We start from the raw sequence: 25,031 nt of genomic DNA on the forward strand, positions 1-25,031 counted from the left end.
GATCCGCCCGGTGTTTCGGGTCTGTGGATAATCTCGGTGAGCAAGCTCCTTTTGTCACATCCGGGAGGATGGCGCGGAGAATATCTGTTTTCATGAGGCAAAGATAACAGCCCTATTCTTGATGAAAAAAAGAGAGCTTGTCCACCGAGATTATCCGCTGATCCCTTGTTTGAATGGTGGCGAAGTTGGCGAATTTATAAGTTTTTCAAGAGTGCTGTGTCTGTATAAATGAGTAAAAATATTGAAAAATCATATTTTTATTTGCATAAACGCTTTTTGCGGCAGTTTCTATGGTTTTGATATTCGCACCTTCGGCTTTTGAAGGGTATAGGCTAAAAATTGTCATCTCTGTTGCAATAATTGTTTTCTCTTTTGGGCTTTAAGGTATGAATATGTGATTTATATTATAAGCGTAGTGTTAAAATGTAGCTGTTTGGCGCATTTTTTTTTCTCTTGCTCTTGGTTATGTCGAAACTTGATGAGGAAGAAAAAAATGCCGTCGCAAAAGTTTGTTGTAGAGAATAATTTCTATTAAATTTGCTCAGTCTATAAGAGTACCCGTATGTACTTGAATATTCACCCCAATTTGCCAGAATAAGAAAATAAATAAAATTATCTAAAACCATGTGTATGAAAAACCGTTTTTGCAGAATGAGCAAAACCATGTGTGGAGCTCTTTTCCTGCTTTCAGTGAGCGGCATTGCGTACTCCTGTTCCGACAATTATGATTTGGATGAAACCAGACCCGGTTTCTTGGGCGGAAGTATCTATGACGAGCTTAAAGCAAGAAAAAACTTCTCTTACACACTACGACTCATTGATGACTTGGATTATACCGACGTGATGTCCAAGACCGGTAGTAAGACGCTCTTCGTTGCCGACGATGATGCCTTCAACGCTTTCTTCCAAAATAACAGATGGGGGGTGAAATCTTATGAAGAGCTTAAACCTGCCCAAAAGCGTATCCTCTTTAATGGAGCTCAACTCAACAACGCTTACGTGGTTGAAATGATGTCCAATGGTGCGAATGGTCAGAAAAATCTCTGTTTGCGCCAAAATTCTGCCGCTGCTGTAACAGACTCCGTTCCTTTTTGGAAGTGGAATACACTGCCGGTGAATTATAACGAGGATAAAACGGAAACGAAATATTGGAAACGCCATGCCAATGAAGCCAAAGGAGGTATTGTTATGGCCATCGACGCGACAGTGCCGATGATGACCCACTTCCTTGAAGGTAATATGAAAGAACGCGGCATCAAGCATAGCGACGTTTCTTTCATATTGAATCATAAAGAAAACTGGCCGGAGGACGAAAATCGCTCATATATATATGATGCACGACTCATAAAAGAAGATATTGTCTGCCTGAATGGTTATTTGCATCAAATAGATAAGGTGTTATTGCCTCCCGGAAATATGGCCGAAGAAATTCGTCTTAATGACAATACCAAAATATTCAGCCATATTCTCGATCGTTTTAGCGCACCTTTCTATAATGAGCAGCTGACGCGAAATTATAGTGCTCTTTATGCCAATGCGCCCGACTCGATTTTTGAAAAACGCTATTTCGCGACCAATACGCGTACCGGACGTCTTGTTGTCGATCCCAATCGATATGTTGTCAACGAATTTCCTTTGCTCACTTTCGACCCGGGCTGGAATGCTTTTGCAAGCTCACCCACCGAGCCCAAAGAAAGAAACATGGGAGCCATGTTCGTGCCCAATGATAAGGCTTTGACGGAATACTTTATTAAAGGTGGAGGCCGCGTATTGATGGATCGCTACGCCAAGCTGGATAACAATGAAACCAACTTGGTTTATAATCTCGACCAAATTCCGCTCGACATTATTCAAGCATTGGTGAACAATCTGATGAAGGCTTCTTTCATGGAAACGGTACCTTCCAAGTATCTCACCATTATGAATGACGCCCGCGACCAAATGTTCCCCGCTACTCAATACGGAACAGAGGAGGTTTATAGACAAGCATTCGAAAAAGTGCTCTTGGCCAACAACGGTGTGGTTTATGTCATGAATCGCGTCATCACCCCCGCCGACTACGCTTCGGTTATCGCTCCTGCATTGTATAGTGAAGATGCCGAGGTGATGCGTGCTGTTGTTCGTGCCGACGACTCCTATATTCAAGGTGATTCGTTTAACGATGCTCCTCTTCAACAGTATTTCTCTACTTATTTGAAAGCGATGCAGAGTCGTTTCACCTTTTTCATTCCCACGGATGAAGGGTTGAATACTTATGGCTATGTGGATCCTGCTTCGTTGGCTTCGGGTAACAAAAACAACTATATGTACTATCGTTGGTTCCCAAAACCCACAGGATCGGCATTGGGAAAGCGCATTCCCGTCGAAGCCCATGCCTATTCCTATAATATGGAAACCGGCCAGCGTCCCGGAGTAGACCGTATTCGCCCCGTTTCTTTTGCTTCTCCCAGTACCGACCTCTTAACTTCTCTTACTGGTGCTGTGAAACAACGCCTTTTGATTGAAATGGTCAATCAGCATATCCTTCTTCACGACAACGATGACAAAGACGGTGTGCGCGGAGCACAGAAATACTATTTGTCGCGTGTCGGAGCTCCCGTCATAGTCATTAATCGCGGTACCGGAAAGGGTATGGGTATGGAAGTGCGTGGAGGTTTCCAAGAACAGATTCAGGGAACCGGTGCGGCTCACAACTGTGTCGTTACGGAAGTGTATGACCAAACGGGAGGAGAAGATGGTTACGGAAATGGTATGACCTATCTTCTTGATCGCCCGATGCAGCCTACCACCATCTCTACTTATAAGGCCGTTTCAAATATGCCCAATGCTTCCAAGTTCCTTGAACTTTGCTCGTTTGGTGATAAGAACCTGCTTCAAAAGGCCGGTTTCCGCGACTCATTGATGGTTTCTAACACAGACCCCAATGGAACCGAATGGGATAAAGTTGCTTCTAAATATTTCATTTTTGTGCGTGGTAATGTCGGAGGATCAAACTATAATGTTCCCGATAAAGATCGCCTTGTGAGATTCTTCAACAACTATCGTTATACGGTTTATGTTCCGACGGATGCCGCGATCAATGCCGAAATATCCAAAGGGCTGAAAACTTGGGAAGATATTGAAACTTATTTGGATGCCAATCTGAAACCGGAAGTAACACTCGCCCCCGACCAAAGCAACAAGGAAGAAGTGGAACAAGTGAAGAAGCATAATGATGCGGTGAAACAAAAAGCACAAGCCATGGTAACGATGCTCGTCGCTTTCTTGCGTTATCACTTCCAGGATGAAACCTTGTTTGTGGATAATGTTACGAAGCCCGTCGAAGAATACAACACGGCTTGTGTGGACGAAAAGAATAAAATCTATCTTTCTCTCAAAGTGGAACAGAAGCCCGGATCGATGACACTTACCGATTTGGGACGCAATGCCAAAATCGACGTGAATACCGCCCAATGTAATATTATGGTGCGTGACGCTAATTATGACAAATTGGTCAATAATCCTCGCCACATTAGCAGTAGTTCTTTTGCCGTTGTGCATCAGATTGGTCAGGCATTATTGTTTGACGCCGAATTGGCATCCGGATATTCCGCAGCATGGGCCACTCCCCAAAAGGCAAAAGCTTTTGTGGCAAAGTACAGAATCAAAGAATAATATAAAGCCATTATGAATAACTTAAAGTATATTTTGACTCTTGCCTTTGTGCTTTGCACCTCAGCGGCCTTTGCACAGCAAAAGCGCATATCCGGTCATGTTTTCAGCAAAGGAGATGGCCCGGTGATTATGGCAAATGTCGTGGAGAAGGATAAAACAAATCGTGTCATTTCGGCTACACAAACCGATATGAACGGTAACTTCTCCATGACCATCAAAAATCCTCAAAACCGATTGGAAGTTTCCTATATCGGTTATGGTACTCGTGTCTTTAATCCGATCGGTGCACAAAGCTCCTTTCGTGTAGAACTTCAAGATAAAACGCTCTTGGGAGCTGTTACCGTAACGGGAGTGCGTAAGGTGCGTTCCAACGGATTGACGATTCCCGAACGTGAAATATCGACAGCCACTCAAACGCTCAACATGGACAACATGGAGGGATTGTCGTTTGAAACTGCCGGTGAAGCACTGCAAGGTCAAATTGCAGGTTTGGACATCGTTGCCAACTCCGGTAACCTCGGAGCCGGAACCTCCATGCGTTTGCGTGGTGTAAGTTCGATCAATGGGTCGCAGGAGCCACTTATTGTGGTGGATAACTATCCCATCGAAAACTATAACGCGCAAGACCTCGACCTCACCAATCTTGAAAACCAAGAGCAATTTGCCACGCTCTTGCAGGTGGCGCCCGAAGACATCGCCAGCATCAAAGTGCTGAAAGATGCTGCGGCAACTGCCATTTGGGGAGCACGTGGAGCGAATGGTGTGATCGAAATCACAACTCGTCGCGGACGTCGCGGAAAGACAACGGTTAATTTCAGCTACCGCTTCTCCGGAAGCTGGCAACCCGAAGGCATGAAGATGCTTGACGGCCCTGGCTACTCTATGATGCTGAAAGAGGCTTACTTCAATCCCAAACAGAGCGATGAGGCTTCAAGCATCGTCGAGTTGATGTATCTCCAAAGTCACCCGGCTTATTATGATAACTACAATAAGAACACCGATTGGGTGAAAGAGGTGACACAAATCGGACAGGTTCATAACTATGGTATGAATATTTCCGGTGGTGGTGAAAAAGCGACATTCCGCGTGTCCGGAACATTCGACACGGAAACCGGTACGATCATCAAACAGAGCTTGAACCGTTTTACTACGCGTTTGGCACTGGATTATTTTGTTTCCGATCGCATTAAGTTTACCTCAAACTTTGCGCTTACCTATACCAAAAACAACAAAAACTACGGAAACGACATTCTCGGTAAGGCTTATAAAGCCATGCCGAATATGGCCGTGACCCGTCATGAGTATAACGCCGCTGAAAAACGTTACTTTGACACCGGAGAGTTCTATTTGATGCCTCCCGCCGCACCTGATGCTTATAAAGGACGACTTCTTGATAACAACTCCGGTTACACTTCCTATTATCTTCGTGATATGGTAGGAAACGGTAACCCCGTAGCTATTGCCAACCTTGCATGGGAGCATCTGAGCACTTATACGATTACTCCTCAGTTCTCGTTGGAATATAAGTTGTTGGGTAAAGAGGATGAGGAAACTCAGCTGAATTATACCGCAGAAGTGCAAATGGACGCTTTTACATTGTCAAATAGTACTTATTTCCCTCATACGCTTACGTCCAATAGCTGGTCGCAAGGTGTGAATGAAACAGGAAATGACGAGTCTAAAAACTTCCGTTTCACCACTCGTCACTCTTTGGTATATCGTCCTTATTTTGAAAATGAAAAGCATTCTTTCCAGATGCTCGGACGTTTTGAATTGGAATCCAGCAACAACACCAACCAAGTGCTTCGCTCTGACGGTATCTCCGGCAACATCACCGATCCTACTGTTCCCGGCTATTTGAAAAATGCCTATACAAGCACGGGACGAGGACGCAAACTCAGCGGAACGACCTCTGCCCACTATAGTTACGGATCAAAGTACTCGATCGACTTTACGCTTCGTGCCGATGGTATGACCAAATTCGGTGCCGGCAACAAGTGGGGCTTCTTCCCCGGTATCTCCGGTCGTTGGAATATTTCGGACGAAACTTTCTTCAAACCTCTTTCTCATGTGGTAAACATGCTTTCGTTCCGTCCGTCTTATGGTATTAACGGTAACGCTTCTTTTGCAGAAGGTGTTATCTATAATAAATATGGAGCTTATGGTAGTTATCTCGGAACACAAGGTATCGCACCTTCCAATCTTCGTTTGACGAATATCCGTTGGGAGAAAACGCGCTCTTGGAACCTTGGTTTCGACCTTAAACTCTTTGAAGACCTGCTCCAATTCGACTTCAACATTTATCGCAAGTACACTTCGGACTTGATGATGTATAATGTTCGCGTACCTTCTTCTACCGGTTATGAAAACATCTCCAATGCTAACGTAGGTAAGATGGAAAACAAAGGTTGGGAAATCTACTTCAATACCAAACCTATCTTTAAGGTCGGAAAGTTTGATGTAGTGCTTCGTGCCAACCTTGCACAAAATCTGAATACGATTACTGATATGGATGCCTCTGTTTTGGCTTCGATGAACAAAGAATATACCTACAATAACCATGACTATATGAACCGCGTACAAATCGGACATGCTTTGGGCGGTATTTATGGTTTCCGTTATAAAGGTATCTATGCTTATGACTATGACCACAACGGTTATTTCACCAACGATGTGAAAAATCAATATTTTGCCAAGGATGCCGAAGGCAATAGCTATCGTAACACTGCCCAAGCCACGGGTAAAACAGCACCTATTGCTTATGACTCTAAGGGGCAGGTTATTTATGATAAGGCAGGCAATCCTCTCCCCATGATTTTTAACTATGGCGGCAAGAATTATCAATTCCAAGGAGGAGATGTAATTTATGAAGACATCAACCACGACGGACAGATCAACGAGCTTGACATTGTTTACCTTGGTTCTTCCAATCCCAAATTTAATGGTGGTTTTGGTCTTGATTTCCGTTATGGACGTTGGTCTTTGAAAACCAACTTCAACTTCCGTGTGGGCAGCAAGGTGATCAACAAGGCTAAGATGGTGGCAGAAAGCATGCGCAACAACAATAATCAGATGGCTTCTGTGAATTGGCGTTGGCGTAAGAATGGTGATGTCACAGAGATCCCTCGTGCCAAGAATGCCGAAGTGGGCGAGTCTTACAATGCGCTCAGCTCAGATCGTTATGTGGAATCCACCGACTTTGTACGCTTCCAATATCTCCAATTGGGATATTCTGTTGATCCGAAACGTCTTAAACGATACGGACTTACCACACTTAGAATTTCGGCATCCGGTAATAACCTGATCTTTTGGTCTAAGTATTCCGGACTTGATCCCGAGCACTACCAAAGCGGTTATGCGCCGGCCAGCGATAATTCCAGAACGCCTCGTTCACGCTCCTTTACTTTCAGTTTGAATTTTGGCTTCTAAAACATCTTTATTTCGATCATCTTACCCAATCGTTTTTCGACGTCTACGGAGAGAAAACAATATGGAGTCTTCCACCGAACAAGAAAAACGCATATAGGAAAAATGAACGCAAAAGATCAAATACAAAGATATCATGAAAAGAACATTCATCAATAAACTCCTCATTCCGGTGGCAGCAATAGTCATGGGAGGGTTCGTTTCTTGCGAGGATTTTCTTACCCTCTATCCGACGGATTCCATTACCAAAGAGGAATTTTGGAATACCAGCAACGACGTGAACAACGTTCGTGCGGCTGCTTATTATCAGCTGACGGAAAACACTGGTAAAATATTGACTTGGGGAGAATTTCGTTCTGACAATGTTACACTCAACGACATGAAGCAGACGAAGTATCGTTACCTCCAAGAAGCTGTGTTGCAACCCACAGAAAACATGTTTGATTGGAGTAGCATGTACAAGGGAATAAATTTCTGCAACGAAGTCTTGGAAAATGGTCAAACGATGTTTGATCGTGGAGTCGATCCTTCTTTTACCGGTCGTGATTGGAATTCCATTAAGGCTGAAATGACCGCCCTTCGTGCACTTTATTATTTCTATCTCGTACGTGCTTATAGAAACGTTCCCTATGTGACACATGCCGTGAGCACCGATGTTGAAGCACAGGCTTCTCGTGTGGCAGCTACTTCCGGACAAGTCATCATGGATTCGCTCATCACCGGACTTGAAAGAGTGCTTGATGCCAAATATGCAACTTTCAGTTATGGAACACAAGCAGAAAATAAAGGTCGTTGGACAGATCGATCTATTCGCGCTCTATTGGCTGATATGTGCCTTTGGAGGGCCGGAATGGTCATGAAGGCTACTGAAAAAGCAAAAAGTTTTAATGACAAGCGTTTTTATGTGACCAATCAGCAAGGAGATACTCTTACTGCTGCACAGGAGAATGATCTGTCGGCTCAGTTGCTCATCAAGGCACATGACTATGCTTCTTCCGTAATAGCCGAAATCCATAAAGATTACATCATTTATTTGGATCGAAACAATGTGGATCGAGAGAGCGATGAACGTAAGCAGCCGTTCCCGATGATTCGTAATCTTGTTTTTGCTTTCGGTACGCCCGACCTTGCATATTTTGACGTTTTTGGTAAAAAAAATTCGATTGAAACCATATTGGAACTTCAATTCGATGGAGTAAACACCAAGAATAAAGCACTTACCGATTTCTTCTATGGTAATCCGGAGGGAGCCTATCGTGCAGGAACAATGGTTGCCAACCCTCAACTTTTCAGTGTTGCCACTTCGGTCGATCCTGCCAAAGGTTATGGAAAAACGGATTTACGCTTTTTGAGTTATGGAAAATATACGCCGGGTTCAATCAGCAATGTGACTCCTATTATTAAAGGAGTGGCCACAAGTATTAGTGCATTAAATCCGGCCAATGTGATGTTGGGGTATATGGAAGACTCTTATAGAGCTGCCAACTCTCAGAATGGAAACTGGCCACTTTATCGTCTTGCCGATATGATGATGATCAAGGCAGAGGCCATTGCTCGATTGAGAGAGGAACCGATCAATAATCCCAATTACAGTGATACCGAAGCTTATCTTTTGGCAAATGAATTGTTCCGTCGCAACAATCCCGCTTGTGACACTGTGAATACTTCTTCAACTGAATTTTGCGTTCGCCTTCGTCGTAAAAGTCTTGATGGAGATGATGCTGCTGCCAATATAAAAGCACGCTACGGACATTATTCCGGTTTGAAACATCTTATTTTCTGCGAACGACAACGCGAATTTATCGGAGAAGGTAAACGCTGGTTCGACATTGTGCGTGAGTGTGAGTTCCGAGGAGCAACGAAGGACGTCCTCAACGACTGGGTTGGATCCTCCTCCGTGGTACGTAATCGTCTTCGAACGATATGGTCGCTCTATAACCCGATCTACAACGAAGAACTTAAAGTCAATGGTGTAGGTTTTGGTAATGGAGACGGAAAATTGCTTCAAAATCCTACTTGGGAAAAATATATGCCTAAAAAGTAAAAACAGACCGCTATGAACAGAAATCGTTTCACCATAAAACAACTGATGGGCTATTGTGGAGCTTTGCTCTTAACGGCCGGTTTGCTGTTCTTTACGCAGAGTTGTAAAGAAAGCATTGATGACAGCAATTTTGCTATTGCAAAAGAGCAAACGATCACAGATTATCTTGGAGGGCAAGAGAACTTCTCGCTCATTAAAAAAGTATTTGACCGAGTTCCGCTTGGTAATAAGAACACGGCATCACCTATCAGTTCTGTGCTTTCGGCTCGCGGAAATTACACCATTTTCGCCCCTAATAATCAAGCCGTACAACAGCATATCGATTCTATCCTCGGAGAAGGAAAAAAAGTTGAAGATCTCTCCGATGAACAAGCCAAATTGATTGCTTATAGCTGTATCATTGACAATGGTACGGAAAGTGCTTATGAAAGCCCCGAATTCCCTATCGGTGGTGCTTTCCCGAAAAGTGATTTGGCAGACCGCTCCATTACTTGTGAGGAAAAAGCTGTTGGCAACAACAACTTCTTTTTGATCAATGGCAAATCAAAAGTCATTAAGACTGACATTAAGCTCAGCAATGGTTTTGTGCATGTCGTTGAAAAAGTTTTGGCTCCTTCTAACGAAAGTGTACCTGCGCTCATTAAATTAGCCCCCAATATGCGAATCATGGCAGTCTTGTTGGAAGCTACCGGTTGGAATAATCGAATGAGCGATTATATTGACGAACGTTATGAAAATGAGGAGCGTGAGCAAACCTGGACTCTAAATCAGGTTTCTCCTTTCTATGTAGCACAGCATCGTTATTTGGGCTACACCGGATTTGTAGAAACCGATAAAGTATTCCAAGATAAATGGGGCATACCTGCTCCTAATTATGATGCTTCTGCCGGAACCATTACCAACGCCTCCGAAATCATCGCTGCAATTACTGCCAAGTGTGAAGAAGCTTATGGAACAGAAGCCCAAGGTGATTTGAAAAATGAGAATAATGCAATCAATCGTTTTGTTGCTTATCACTTTATCGAAGGTAAAGTTCCTCACAACCAGTTTGTACAACACTTTAATGAATGGGGGTACAAATACGGAGATATCAAGAATCCTCAACAAACGACGTATAGCATTGACATTTGGGACTATTTTGTCACAGTGGGCGATCGTCGCGGTTTGATCAAGGTAATGCAGGATGCTGCTGACCGTAAAATCTACCTTAACCGTACATGTAAATATAATCCCAAGGACAATTACAAGCAAGTGGCCGTAATTCGTCCCGGTATTGAGGTCTTGGCAGTAAATGAGCATGAAGGTGTTCTCTATGACAACAATGCCAAAAACGGTTTCTTCTACCCGATTAACGACATTCTTATATTAGATAAGCCCACAGCCCGGGCTTTGGGATATGAGCGCATACGTTTCGATCTTTCCACGATGCTTCCGGAGCTGCTTTCTTATGGCTGTCGTTCTGAAAAGAAGTATACCTATTTTCCAAAATTATCTTCTCCGCGTGCCGATGGTACAAAAGGATATTTTAAGAATATTCTCAACGAGAGTGCGGATACCCGTCTGCTTTATCTCCATGCTTCTCATTATGGAGGTACGGGATGGCGTGACTATCAAGGTGACGAATTTATGGTAGCCGGTGTATATGACTTTACTTTGCGTCTGCCGCCTGTTCCCGTTGATGGTACCTATGAGATCCGTATGGGAATTACGAATAACACTTTGCGCGGCATGTGTCAAATTTATTTCGGTGACGATCCCAATCGTCTTGTTCCGGCAGGTTTGCCTCTTGACATGCGACAGGCCGCGGCCAATAATGACAATGTCGGCTGGGTGGCAGATGGAAAGGATGAAGATGTTAATGCCGAAAATGACAAAAATATGCGTAATCAGGGCTACATGAAAGCCACTAAATTCTTTACGCAATGTGATGGTAAAGGCGACTCTAACGTACGCAATATTACTCACGGTGCTTATGCTTCTCTTCGTCGCATCATCACAACTCAGTCCCTCAAAGCGAATAAGACCTATTACCTCAGATTCAAATCGGCTCTTGACAAGAGTGACTCTCAGTTCTTCTCTGATTACTTTGAGATCGTTCACAGCTCTGTTTATAATGGAGTAGAAGCCGAAGATGTATGGTAAAATCCCTATCGACTCCCTCAATGGGAGTCGATAAAAGGGGATGATTCAAAAAATAATGAAACATCAAGAACAATGAAAAATACATTTTCTAAATGGATTAAGCCCGGTGCATTGGGAGTGTTTGCTCTGATGGCTTTTGCGGCTTGTTCGGAAGATCACTTCGAAATCAAGGATACCGGACTTGGTGAGCAAACGCTTTGGGAAAGCATCAAGAGTAATCCTGAGTTAACCGACTTTGCAGATATTCTTCAACGCACAAGGGTGATGAAGAGCGAAAATGATAACAGTAGCCAGCTTAAAGCCGGCGAGCTTCTTACGCAAATGCAAAGTTTCACGTTGTGGGCTCCCCTCAACAATACCTATAATGCCAAAGCTTGGAAAGATACGTTGGATGCGGCAGATCGTCTTCGTGCCGAAGGCACCGCTGCCGGAAAGAGTGCAGCCCAACAAATCGACTATCTTGTTTGGCAACAGTTCGTGGGTAACCACATTGCCCGTTTCAACTACGAAGGCCTCGGACGTGAGAAACGTGTGAGAATGTTCAACGCGAAAAAGGTGTTGCTGTCCGGTTCTACTTTTAACGGACTTCCCCAAAGCGGTGCTTCTGTGAGTGCCAGCAATGGAACACTCCACCTGTTGAAAGGAGCCTCACCCTTTGCTTATAATATTTATGATTATCTTTCTGCCAATCCGGCGCTCCACAAGATTTCTTCCGATATAAAGAAGCCCGAATATGAGAAAGTAGACACTTTGTGGGAGCGTTCACCGAAAGGAGCTCTCAATGAATATGGACAAATGGTTTATATCGATACCCTTATCAATCGCTACAATCTCCTTCTTCGTGCATCGGGTGCCGATATTCGAAACGAAGACTCCACTTATGTTGCTTTGTTGCCCACAAACGCCGCATGGCAGCAAGCCGTAGAGAAGGTGGGCAAGGTGTATACTTATGGATCTCGTTACTCTTACGATTGGAACGGACAAGGTTTCCAACGTAATCGCGAACAAGGAACTCAGTATAAACTCGATGGTAAGATGCACTCAGATCCGACGCGTACGCTTGCCGACTCTCTTCGTGAGTATGCAGTGCAGTCAAACATCATCAGAAATCTCTTTTTGGCACCTTATCGTATCAAAGGAGGAGAAGTGATGGATTCTGCGGCTCTTATGCATCATGTCACTCACGCCGACTCTTTGATTGCAACGGGTGGACTGGTCTTCTATAATCCTGCTGCAAAGAAAGAAGCTCCGGATGCAAATTTTAATCCCACTTTTGCCGGTTTGAAACCTTATCGTGCTTCTAACGGATATGTGTTCAACATGGAAGAATATCGTTTTGATCCTGCTTACACTTTTGTGCGTGAAATCAGTTTCCTTCTTTCTTCTAATTCTAACTACTATGTTGCCAAAAGCGACAATGCCGTTTTCAAAACGGGTACCACTCTTCGTCTGACCACGAATAACCACAATAAATACCGTAAGGTTGAAAGCGAAGAAGAAGGAGCCGAACCTGTTTATGTCGGAGTGGAAGGAGATGTAGAAGGAGATAGCTACCAACGATTCGAAATGCAATCCGAACGTAGTGACCTTACGATAGATTTCCGTCTTCCCTACGTACTTAGTGCGGCTTATCGGATCAAACTGATCATGGTGCCGAGCAAAATTAACCTTGACATCGTGCCGGATCCGGAAACGGATACGGAAGTGGTGAAGTTTGATGCCGAAATCATTGATGACGAAAACCGTTCGAGCGGCAAGGTGACTATTGATCAAACGAAGGGACAATTTGATCAAAACAAAGTCAATGAGATTGTGCTTTGGAATAAATACGAATTTCCCAAGTGCTATGCCGGCCTTCCCTCCAATTATGTTTCTTTCCCCCGTTTGCGCCTCACTCTTCCTCGCAAAGGACGCGGTCCATTGCTTTGCAAGGCACTCAATATCGTGAAGGTTGTTGTTGAGCCTTATCGCGGTGAATAATTCTCCTAACAAAAATTTCCGAAGATTATGAATAACGATAATCGCAATCAGATGATGCAATCCGCTCTTCGATGCGGCGTAAGCCTCTTTCTCCTTTCCGGGGTGTGCGTGCTCAATGCCGGGGCTCAGAATCCCGTAGGGGAAGATACCATCGCTCGCAAATCCGTAGCCCGCCTCCGGCTTCCTGATTATCAGATGAAGGAAGTGAAAGGCTATGTTTACGATGCTGCTACTCGCACACCTTTGGCCGGTGTACGTGTTCAAGCACTCAATAATCGCTACTATACGGCCTTGACAGATGAGAAGGGGGGATATACCATTAGCGTTCCCCAACACATCACCGCTCTTTATATTTCTACCGAAGGCTACAATTCGGTGCAAACTCCCGTGAAAGGTGCGGAAGGCGTCAAAGCATTTCTTTACAGCACGCATTTCAAGAACCTTTACACCGATGGCACTCAGATTTTACAAACGGATAATTTACGCCTCGAAGAATCCAGTTCCACAACGGTTGAGAACGACATAGAAAACAGCCTTAATGCTTCCGTGCGCACAATCAATCGTGGAGGTCTGGTGGCACAGGGAGCTGCCATGTTCATCAACGGCATAAATTCTCTCAATGCCAACGCACAGCCGCTCATTGTGGTCGATGGCGTGATTTGGGATATGCAATATGATCGCAAGGCCATTCACGACGGATTTTATAATAATATCTTTAACCTCATTGACACCGAGGATATCGAGAATATCGAAGTCCTTCGTAGTGGAACGGCACTTTATGGTTCCGAGGGGGCAAATGGGGTTATTCGCATCACCACCAAACGCGGTAAATCGATGGCGACTCGCATTAAGATTCGTGCTTTTGGTGGAATAGAGTTCATGCCCAAAAAGATGAGCATGATGGATGCCGGTCAATATCGTAATTATCTGACCGAATTCCTCGGCACAACAAAGAATTCTGATCTTCTCGCATCGTCATTTAATATCCCTTTCCTCAACGAAAACAAAAACTATCTCTTCTACAATCAGTATCATAATAACACCGATTGGCAGAAAGATATTTATCACACTGCTTTCACCCAAAACTATCGCGTTAATGTGCAAGGTGGTGATGATGTTGCGATGTATAATCTTTCGCTTGGTTTTGTAGACGGACAAGCCACAGCCAAGAATAACGATTTCAATCGTTTGAACATTCGTTTTAACACCGATGTAAAACTGGCCAAAGGTTTCACCACCGAGTTGGATATGGCTTATGTCCGCAATGCTTATAATCTGCGTGACAACGGATGGGCACCGAGCTACGAGCGTAAGAACATCTCCTCTCCCAATGTGCTCGGATTGATTCAAGCCCCCTTCGTAGACCCTTATGCACATTTTGTTTACTACGCCGGAGAAAATCGCCTTGCGCTTGGGCATACCGATCGCGTCTTGGCGGGCATGAATTATTCAGACCCCAATAACCCCTTCTTGTTTGCGCAAGATTTCGGATTTGAAGGATTGGCCAATCCTTATTGGATATTGCTCAATGGGCAGGGTGATAACAAAAACTACCAAGAGCAAACGCAATTCTCCATCAATATTGCTCCCCGTTACGAAATCACGCCTTATCTCACCATTAGCAATCGCTTTGCTTATTTGCTGAATCGCAGCAACGAAAAATACTTTATGCCCAAGAGCGGTACGCCTCTCAAAGATGTGAAGAATTTGGGAACGGTGCAAAGTGTCATTGGAACGCAATTCGGTAAGGAAACAACTCTTTACAACGATCTTCGTTTGACATGGAAACGTAATTACGGCAAACATCAATGGGACGTGTTCGGAGGTTTCAGAATGAGCTCCTACACCTATTCCGATAGTCATGCCGAAGGTTACAACAATGACAACGACAAGATGCCCAACCTCCGATACTCTTTGCAGTACATCGGTTATGGCGGTGTCAATGACCGTTGGATCAACCTCAGCTACTATGCCAATGTTGATTACAATTTCATGAATCGTTATTTCATCAAGGCCATCACCTCTGCCGAAGCCTCTTCTCGTTTTGGTAAGCAGGCCGAGTCCGGTGTTAAGATAGCCGGTGTGAAATGGGGACTTTTCCCCTCGCTTCAAGCCGGTTGGGTGATGACCAACGAAAATTGGTTCAATGTGTCGGGCATAGACTATGCCAAATTAACCGCAGGCTATGAAGTCAGTGGAAATGACAATGTCGATTACTACGCTGCTCGTACTTATTTCCGCAACGTCAAGTTCCTCGATCGTGCAACTTCTCTTGAATTGGCCAATATTCAAAACCCTAAAATTCAATGGGAAACAACCTATCGTTGGAATTTGGGCTTGCAGCTTAATTTGTTGAAAAATCGTCTTTCGCTCGGTGCCGAATATTTTAATGCACGCACCACAGATCTGCTTACGCGCAAAACCGTGAGTGACATCACCGGTTTGGATCGCATGTGGACAAATGAGGGCGAACTGACCAACAAAGGATTTAACCTCAGTGTAAATGCTGTTTTGATCAATGAAAGAAATTGGAAGTGGCAACTTGGAGCAACCGTCGGACACTACAAAAACGAAATCACCGCTTTGCCCCGCACTTCCAACAATACCATCGAAACATGGGCTCTTGATGCGTCCGGTCACAAAATTCCGGATTCTAAAAAGACCATTATCGGATATACGTCTTCCGTCTATGGACAAGACAATATCCTCACCACCGTAGGAGAGCCCTTGGGAGTCTTTTATGGCTATCAGACCAACGGCGTCTTCTCAACTTCCGAGGAAGCCGCAGCCGCAGGTTTGAAATATCCCACCGGGCTTTCCACGCAACCCTCTCGTGATTTCAAAGCCGGCGACGTTCGTTTTGTGGATCAAAACGGCGACGGTTGGATCAATGAAGCCGACCGTGTGAAGATTGGCGATCCTCACCCCGACTTTTACGGAAACATTTACACCTCCCTCTCTTGGAAGCGTTTGACTCTTGATCTTAGCTTCAAATATTCTTTGGGCAACGATGTGTTCAACTATCAACGTATGCAACTCGAAAGTGCCAACAATATTTGGAATCAGACCACGGCTGTTGTCAATCGTTGGCGTTCCGAAGGGCAAGTGACCAATGTGCCTCGCACGATGTCGCAAGAGTCTTTGCAATGGGTGAACAACGAGCGTTTCTCCGATCGTTGGATCGAAGATGCCTCTTATCTCAAATTCAAGAAAGTTCGCCTCACTTACGAGCTGCCGGTCAGCCTCTCTTGGCTGCAAGGGCTTTCGGTTTGGGGAGAAGCCAACAACGTCTTCACTCTCAGCAAGTATTGGGGCAATGATCCCGAAGTCACTGCCGGCAATGGAGTCTTCTATCAAGGCATAGATGCCGGTTATCTCATGCAGTCCCGAAGTTTCAATCTCGGAGTGACCGTCAATCTCTAAAAACTGCATCATCGGCTTATTTGAGGTCGTGACTATGAGAACTCTCCATTTGGAAGTTCTCGTAGTCCACGCCCGAAGCCGCTCAAATCTCGACTTCCTCTAAATCGCGAAATCACATTTTCCAAACTTAGCCACCATGAAGAAATCAATATTTTCTCTCATTTTTGCCCTTGTGGGATTTGGCAGCCTCACCACCTCTTGTGAAGACATGCTCACACCGGAGATGGATCGTTTTGCTGTCGATTTCTCCGGCAAGGACACCGTAAACTTCTATCTCGGCATCATGCGCAATCTTCAAGGCGTAGTCGAGCAGAACGTGCTCCTCGGCGAACTCAGAGGCGACTTGGTCTCTCCCACCGAGTTTGTGGCCGACTCCGTGGCCGACATCATGAATTTCAGCAACCTTGAAGACGGAGAAAACGAATTGCTCAATCGTTCCGCTTATTACAAGGTGATCAACCAGTGTAACTTCTATTTGGCGAAGGCTGACTCCATGGCACTCAAAAACAATAACTACTATATGCGTCGCGAAATTGCGCAAGTGCAGTTGGTGAGAGCTTGGACGTACATGCAGTTGGTGCAAAACTACGGCAAGGTGCCTTTCCTCATTCAACCCGTGGCCTCTTCCGGAACAGGTTGGGAAACCACCCCTCCCGACGGTTGGGTCACTCCCGACAATCTTCTTCAAATGCTGGAAGAAAAGGGAGGATTGAAGCAAGCCTTTGCTTATAGCGAAACCCTCGGCTATCCCAACTACGGTAAGTTCAACAATGGGCTTGTTGGCTTCCAGCACCGCTTCATGACTTTCAATGCCCACCTGATTTACGGAGATCTTTATTTGCTCCGTGGACAGAGCATTGAGGACTATCGCAAGGCTGCCGAGCACTATCACACCTACCTCGAAAAATATCTGGGTTCTTTCGTTACCGATAAGGCCTCCGTTCATCATGTTGAGAAGGGTAAGGATGAGCATTATTTCGGAACTGCTTACGATTGGGTTGTAGGGAACTTTGCGAATGTGCAGTATGAGTCTATCTCACAAGAAATCTGTACCGCAATTCCGTCTGCCGCCAACAGCTTTTTCGGAAAAATCCTTACTCGCATTCCTCAAATTTATGGTTTCGACGCCAAATCTTCCAATAGTTCTTCAACCTCCATCGTGAAGGATGATGATAACAAAGATAAGGAAAAAACCACCACCACCGGTTTGATCTCTCTCGAAGCAAACTACCGCAATCGTCAGCTCGAACCCTCTCCCGCTTACACGGCTTTGAATATGGCTCAGCCTTTTGTGTTTAACGAGGTCGATCGTGTCAGCAAGGAAATCGTGGATGTGAAATATCCTGCACTCGGTGATTTGCGCTACAACGCCTCTGCGCCTCTCGTCACCACGGAAAAGGGGCGTTTGCGTTTCATCCAAAAATTCAATGGTGCTAAACAGCTGACTTCATCCTTTGCTCTTTCGGTAGGAGATTTCAACTTCCGTTATGCCATACCGCTCTATCGCGTTCGTCAGATTTACCTTCGCTATGCCGAGGCACTCAACCGTGCCGGTTTCCCCCGTCATGCTTTTGCGATACTTCGCGACGGACTCCACCCTCAAAATCTGCCTTCGATTCAACCCGAAGTTGTGAAAGACACGATTTTCACCGATGATACCAAAACCGACATCGCAAGCGTCACTACCACTCTTTATAGCCGTTACGACTCTATTGCCAATGGAGCCAATACGATTGATTTCAGAGAGCTGGTGGCTTCGTCGGATGTACCTTGGCTTGATTTCGAAAAATTCCAGACCAAGCGCAATGTCGGTATCCGTGTAGCCGGTTGCACCGGAGCTTCTCTGGGCAATTTGGGTTATGGTGATCGCGACAGCCTTTGGACTTATGAAAAAGTTGTGTCTCAACGCATGGTAGACGAAGCTGCCCGTCAAGGACAAACGCTTGAAATGCCCGATCTCAAACCTTATCCGCTGACTAAGGAGCACGCGAAGTATAACAAAGTTTCCGAAACGGAAGTCAAAACCGAAGAAGGAGACACCTATAAGCACATTACGCAAGTAGCCGTATACTACGTGAAGCCCTTGACGCATGCGGAAGTTGCAGCCGTCGAAACCATCATTGCCGATGAGCTTGCTCTCGAAATGGCTTTCGAAGGAACCCGCTATTACGACCTCATGCGTATTGCCCGCCACCGCAATGCCGCCGGGCTTGACGGCAATGAATGGATGGCTTGGTTGCTTTCGCGTCGCGGTGAAAACCTCAAGCCCTATGAGCAACCCGCTCGCAAGGGAGGAGCTATCTATGACCGTATTTTGCGCGGAGATTGGTATCTCCCCGCTCCTAAAAACAACTAATTCCCCAAAGCTCTTATTTGGAGAGCATACAAGGACACTTATGTTGATGACAGACCGAGCACTTTGTTTCTCTTGAAGAGGCAAAGTGCTCTTTTCTTTTGAAAAGAGAAGTTGATGATACTACTTTGAAAGGATAGACAAAAACGATGCGTTATTTTTGTCTTTTTTTTGTATGCCTCCATTGTAAATCGTAAATTTGGAGGCAAGAAATACAATTTTTCCGAATTCAATAGAAAATCGTGTGAGGCACGATGAAAAAACGCTCTTCGAAATCATTATGATCCTTACGTTCAGAATAAATTATCGCACCCTATGGGGGGAGCATCTTGCTGTCGAAATCAAAGGCGAAAAGCTCGGAGCCATTCCTCTCACCACAACCGATGGTGATTTGTGGGAGGGTAGTGTGCATCTTCCCAAACGTCATGCCGGCGAAATTGTGGAATATCATTACAGTGTGTGGGAGGGGACACGTTGTGTGCGTCGGGAGTGTGAGTTGCACCCTCATCTTATGCATCCCGAAAGTCAGACCGACGATCTCTATGTGCTCAATGATCATTGGCGCGATCTCCCGTTTGCCGGCTATTTGTTTACGTCTGCTTTCTCCGGTTCCTATCCGGCTGTCGGTCGAGGCACTCCGTCTTTGGCCGCTTCGACGCTCACGGTTCGTGTGCTTTGTCCTACTTTGCGCCATAAGGGGCAGGTTCCGGCCATAGTCGGTGCAAGCGAAGTTTTGGGAAACTGGAATCCCGACAAGGCTTTGCGCTTGGAAGAAGTGATGCCCGACAAGTGGTTGCTGACCCTCGATGTTCATCGGCTTTGCGGAGATATGGAATATAAGTTTGTTGCTCTCGACGCCACTACCGGCGAATGTCGTGAGTGGGAGGGGGGAGAAAATCGTCGTTTGCAGGTTCCCGAACTCGATCGTGGCGTTCACTATTTCTTGCCCGAAACGGAGGTCTATTTTCCCTCCACCGGCAACAGAATGTCCGGAACGGCCATTCCCGTCTTTTCTCTGCGCAGTGAAGGAAGCCAAGGTGTCGGCGACTTTGGAGATTTGAAGAAAATGGTCGATTGGGTAGTGCTCACTCGTCAGCGTGCCCTTCAAGTCCTCCCCATTAACGACACCACCCACAGCGGCACCCGCCAAGACTCCTATCCTTACAATGCCATTTCTATCTACGCCCTCCACCCCATGTATGTGGATCTGCGTCAGGTGGAACGTTTGAACGATCCCGTCAAACAGGCCGAATTCGATAAACAGTTTCGACAGCTCAATGCGCTTCCGGAGTTAGATTACGAACGTGTCAATAAGCTCAAACGCGACTATCTTCTTCTGGTCTTTCGACAGAACGGAAAGGAAGTGTTGGAGAGTCAAGGCTTCAAGTCTTTTCTTTCGACCAACCTTCATTGGTTGCGTCCTTATGCCGCTTTTTCGTATCTTCGCGACAAATACGCCACCCCCGTTTTTGAACATTGGCCTCAACATTCGGTTTACGATGCCGATGTCGTGTCCGCCCTCTGTTCTCCTGACGGTGCGGCGTGGGAAAAAGTGGCTTATTATTTTTATGTTCAATATCTCCTACACTTACAGCTGCTCGCCGTCAGTCGCCATGCCCGTGCCAATGGCGTAATTCTCAAAGGCGACATACCGATCGGCATATCCCGACATTCGGTCGAAGCATGGGTGGAACCCCACTATTTCAACATGAACGGACAGGCCGGCGCACCTCCCGACGCTTTTGCCACCAATGGGCAGAATTGGGGCTTCCCGACCTATAATTGGGACGTGATGCGGCAAGACGGCTATCGCTGGTGGAAACGTCGTTTCTCCAAAATGGCGGAATACTTCACGGCCTATCGCATCGACCACATCCTCGGTTTTTTCCGTATATGGGAAATTCCTTCTCATGCCGTCCAAGGGCTTTTGGGGCAGTTTTCGCCGGCTCTTCCCATGAGCGAAGAAGAAATTAGGAGTTATGGTCTGAATTTTCAAAAGGACTTCATGGCGCGTCCTTTCGTAAACGACGACATTCTGCATCGGATTTTCGGCGATCGGGACGAATGGGTGAAGCAAACCTTCCTGCTCCATTCCCATTACGATGTGTGGACGTTCCGTCCCGAATATTCCACACAGCGTTCCATTGAGGCTTATTTCAAAAAGGAGGGCTCTCGTCGGCACGTTGGCTCCAACGATGTGATCCGCGACGGCCTTTATGAACTCATGGCCAACGTGCTTTTTGTGGAGGATCACAAACAGCGGGGAACCTATCATCCGCGCATCGGCGGTTCGCAAACCTTGGTTTTCGAGCGTTTGCAACCGGTCGAAAAGGAGGCGTTCAGACGGATTCACCAACATTTCTTCTACGAACGGCACAACCGTTTTTGGTATGACTCCGCCATGCAAAAACTTCCCACGCTCTGTGCCGCCACCGCGATGTTGCCTTGTGGCGAAGACCTCGGCATGGTGCCCGAGTGCGTGTCGTGGGTCATGGACGAATTGCAAATTTTCTCGCTCGAAATCGAACGTATGCCCAAAAGCCCGCATCACGATTTCGGACACGTCGAGGCATATCCCTTTCGTTCCGTATGCACCATCGGTACCCACGACATGGCCACGGTCAGAGGTTGGTGGAAAGAAGACAAACGGCAAATTTCGCGCTACTATCACAGCGTGTTGCACCGAGGCGGCGAACTGCCGGCCGAAGCCACAGGGCGCATCTGCGAGGACATTGTGCGGCGGCATCTCGAAAGTCCCTCTGCGCTCTGCATCCTTGCTTTGCAAGATTGGCTGGCCATTGACGAACAGCTCCGCCTGCCCGATGCCGACGCCGAGCGCATCAACATTCCGGCCGATCCTCATCACGAATGGCAATATCGCATGCACTTGACGCTCGAAAGCCTCATGTGTCAAACTGCTTTCAACCAACGCATCGTCGCTTTGTCGAAAGCCGGCGGACGTGCCTGACACCGATACAGACTATCCTTTCAGCTTATCCCTTCTTTTTATGAAACTTTTTCGTCGCCTTTATTTTTCGTTTTGGCTGCGCAGCGGCCTGCTGATGTTTGTGCTTTTGCCGTGCTTCCACGGTTTGGCGTCGGCCGATGTCTTCAAGGGACGTGTGCTCGACGCCCGAACCCGACAACCGCTCGCCGATGTGTTGCTCGATATTCAGGCAAAACTCGACATCTGCACCATCAACATGACTTGTCTGTCCGATTCGTCGGGACGATTTCACACCACCGAATTGATGGAGTCGCGTGTGGACATCACGTTCAGCCTCATCGGCTATCATTCGCGTACGAAACACTATTCTTCCGTCAAAACCGGCGACACCATTGATGTGGGCGACATTGAGTTGCGCCCCTCCGACGTGTGGCTCAACGAAGCCGTGGTGAAAGCTCGCGCCAAGCGTTTCGTCATGCGTGGCGACACGGTGGTCTTCAATCCCGAAGCCTTTCAGCTCAAAGACGGCGCACGCCTTGAAGAACTCATTCGCCGTCTGCCCGGCGTTTCGCTGACGGACGGCGCGCTCTTCTGGCAAAACCGCCCCGTTCGTTTTCTCATGAATGGCGCGCAACCTTTGAGCAACGATCTTCTGCTCTCCAAAATTCCCGCGGAGGCGGTGGAAAACGTGAAAGCCTACGAAGAAACCACCGAACTGACCGAGCGCACCGGCCGGAACGACGGCAAAAGCGCACCCGTGCTCGACATCACCATCAAAGAGAGCTGGCTCGACAAGTGGTATGGCGACGTTCGGGCGCAGGCCTACGCCAAACCCCACTATGAGGCCGAACTCAACGCTCATCGTCTTAGCACCTACACGCCCGTCATGGCTTTCGGACGTGTGTCCGACAACGACAGCAGATATACGCAAAAAACATTCGGCAACAGTAGTGCGCAAATGGGAGATTACTACAAACAGCAAATGGCCGTGTTTGGCATGAAGCGGGGTAAACCGAGCCATGTTTCCAAACGTGAAAACCTGTGGAACCTCTCGGCCGGCATCAATCACAACGATGCTCTCGGCGAGAGCGTTTCACACGCTGCTTACTTCATGCCCGGCACGGCATCCTCCTTCACCACAGCCGAGAAGAAACACTACACTCATCAGCTCGGCATACCGCTTGATTTTTTTGCCGACTATCATCTCGATTCGCTCCATACGATCAAGGCACGCATCGGTCTGCTCTTGGAAAAGAAACGGCGGGACGACACCGAAAACCGAACGACATACACCGACAACCCCTTTGAAACGCCGACCGCCACACTGCTCAACAGCGGCGACATCGCCTCCGTGGGCGAAACGAAGACTTTTTCGGCCGATGCTTCCGTCAGCCTCACGCGTTTCATCGCAAAGGGGCAGTTCGTCGCCGATGCCTCCGTCGGCCTTACCACCGCCGAAACCGATTATCACTCCCTCGGTCGCTATGCTTATTCTACACCGGGAGCCGCTCTTCGGCAAGCCGACAAGCAATATCTCCGCTCGCCGCATCGCGATGTCAATGCCGCCGCCTCAATAACGTTCAAGCGTTGGCTCGCGTCGAATGTGATGTTGAACACCGGTTATCGTTTCAAGTTCAACCATGCTCGTCGCGAAGACGAACGTTATCGTTGGGAACTCTCTTCCCTTTCGCCTGCTGCCGATGCTTACCGGCTCGGATGGTTGCCCGACGCGGCGGCGATGTCGTCTGCCCGCGATGTGCCCAACAGTTTTTACCGCAACACGGACATCGCAGCTCATACGGCCTCTGCGGGTTTGACACTCAATTTCGGGAAACTCATGTTCGACCCGCGCCTCAGCCTCTCTCATCAACACGAGCGGATGAGCTATCGCCGCGGTCAGCTCGACACGTTGGCGCATCGCAACGTCTGGCTGCCTGCACCCGAAGTGGAGATGACATGGAAACCGAGTTCGCGCACCTCCTTCCGTTGGAATGCCGAATATCGCCGCTCGCTTCCCGACCTGCTCGCCACGCTCGCCTACACGGACGACACGCAGCCTCTCTACGTCGTGGAGGGAAATCCTCTGCTTCGAGCTTCGGGAGCTTTTTCGACAAACGCCGTGTTCAGCATGATGATGCCTCGCGGATCGCAGGCTTTGTCGTTCAAACTGGGCTACGTGAAGCGTTTCAACCCCATTGTGGATATTCTCAGATACGACAGTAAGACGGGCGTCTATCGTGTGCATCAAGAGAACTTCCGCGATGGAGAAGAGTGGCTGGGTATGGTGAAATACGACCGTTCGCTCGGCGACCACTTCCGTCTGCTCAACGATTTCAACGCCTCACACCGACGCGACTACGGCGTGTTGCCGTTTGTGGACGACGATCCCGTTCTCCGCATTGCCCGCCAGCGACTGTTTACGTTCACCGAATCGCCTTCGCTCCAATTCGACAAAGAGAGTTGGACGGCCGCTCTTACGGGGAAATGGATTTATCGCCACGCCCACAATTCGGAAAACACGCCGATCGACATCCGCACCCACACCTACTCCCTCAAACTCGAAGGAGCTTACTCGCCCGACGCATGGGAATTGGATGCTTCTGTGCTTTTCCGAGGAAATTGCGGCTATCTCGCCGACGAAATGAACCGTCCCCAAACGTTGGTGGACATCAGCATTTCGAGAAAAGTGCTCAAAAACAAAGGAAAACTCACACTCACCGTCAGCGATCTCTTCGACCAAGAAAATAATTATTGGGCGGAAATCACAGCCACATCGAGAACGGATACTTGGCTCTCCAATTTCAACCGCTACGTTTCGCTCACCTTCACTTATCGTTTTGATGCCAAGGGAAATAAGAAGTAGCATTGCACAATAAACAAAAACGTTGAACCTCATGGCGGAGTTCAACGTTTTTGGGAAACAGAAAGCAGGAATGAAGCCGGCAGCAGAGCCGTAGCAAATGAACTTTGGGTGGTAATGTCCGAAAAAGTGTGTAAGATTTCCCTCCGTTCCTCCCCCAGGCTTTGGGTTAACCCAAGCCTGGGGGAGTTTTGTGGTGTTG

General features: G+C 46.9%; 9 protein-coding genes. All 9 read left to right on the plus strand.

Going from position 1 to position 25,031, the window contains the following annotated elements:
* Nucleotides 1–663: 663 nt before the first annotated feature.
* The 9 genes from EII14_RS01895 (at nucleotide 664) to EII14_RS01935 (ending at nucleotide 24,832) form a co-directional block, all read left to right on the plus strand.
* On the plus strand, nucleotides 664–3,654 hold the full coding sequence (locus EII14_RS01895; RefSeq protein WP_233569343.1) for a fasciclin domain-containing protein: 2,991 nt from the start codon (nucleotides 664–666) through the stop codon (nucleotides 3,652–3,654).
* A 12-nt stretch (nucleotides 3,655–3,666) separates the two neighbouring features.
* Nucleotides 3,667–7,083, plus strand: coding sequence for a SusC/RagA family TonB-linked outer membrane protein (locus EII14_RS01900; RefSeq protein WP_124930876.1), 3,417 nt, complete (start codon nucleotides 3,667–3,669; stop codon nucleotides 7,081–7,083).
* A 133-nt stretch (nucleotides 7,084–7,216) separates the two neighbouring features.
* Nucleotides 7,217–9,124, plus strand: coding sequence for a RagB/SusD family nutrient uptake outer membrane protein (locus EII14_RS01905; protein ID WP_124930877.1), 1,908 nt, complete (start codon nucleotides 7,217–7,219; stop codon nucleotides 9,122–9,124).
* A gap of 12 nt (nucleotides 9,125–9,136) precedes the next feature.
* The gene (locus EII14_RS01910; protein ID WP_124930878.1) at nucleotides 9,137–11,266 is read left to right on the plus strand and encodes a fasciclin domain-containing protein; all 2,130 of its coding nucleotides are present in this window, start codon (nucleotides 9,137–9,139) and stop codon (nucleotides 11,264–11,266) included.
* A gap of 72 nt (nucleotides 11,267–11,338) precedes the next feature.
* A complete protein-coding gene (locus tag EII14_RS01915; RefSeq protein ID WP_124930879.1) occupies nucleotides 11,339–13,246 on the plus strand; it encodes a hypothetical protein in 1,908 nt (635 codons plus the stop codon).
* Between the two features lie 27 nt (nucleotides 13,247–13,273).
* A complete protein-coding gene (locus EII14_RS01920) occupies nucleotides 13,274–16,669 on the plus strand; it encodes a SusC/RagA family TonB-linked outer membrane protein (protein ID WP_124930880.1) in 3,396 nt (1,131 codons plus the stop codon).
* 136 nt (nucleotides 16,670–16,805) lie between these two features.
* Nucleotides 16,806–19,025, plus strand: a complete 2,220-nt coding sequence (locus EII14_RS01925; protein WP_124930881.1) for a RagB/SusD family nutrient uptake outer membrane protein — start codon at nucleotides 16,806–16,808, stop codon at nucleotides 19,023–19,025.
* Nucleotides 19,026–19,302: 277 nt separating this feature from the next.
* Nucleotides 19,303–21,990, plus strand: coding sequence for a 4-alpha-glucanotransferase (locus tag EII14_RS01930; RefSeq protein WP_124930882.1), 2,688 nt, complete (start codon nucleotides 19,303–19,305; stop codon nucleotides 21,988–21,990).
* 40 nt (nucleotides 21,991–22,030) lie between these two features.
* Nucleotides 22,031–24,832 (plus strand): outer membrane beta-barrel protein, encoded by a 2,802-nt coding sequence (locus tag EII14_RS01935; protein ID WP_124930883.1) that lies wholly within the window; start codon nucleotides 22,031–22,033, stop codon nucleotides 24,830–24,832.
* Nucleotides 24,833–25,031 lie beyond the last annotated feature (199 nt).

Source organism: Alloprevotella sp. OH1205_COT-284, from assembly GCF_003859795.1.
In the GTDB taxonomy this organism is placed as follows: domain Bacteria; phylum Bacteroidota; class Bacteroidia; order Bacteroidales; family Bacteroidaceae; genus Alloprevotella.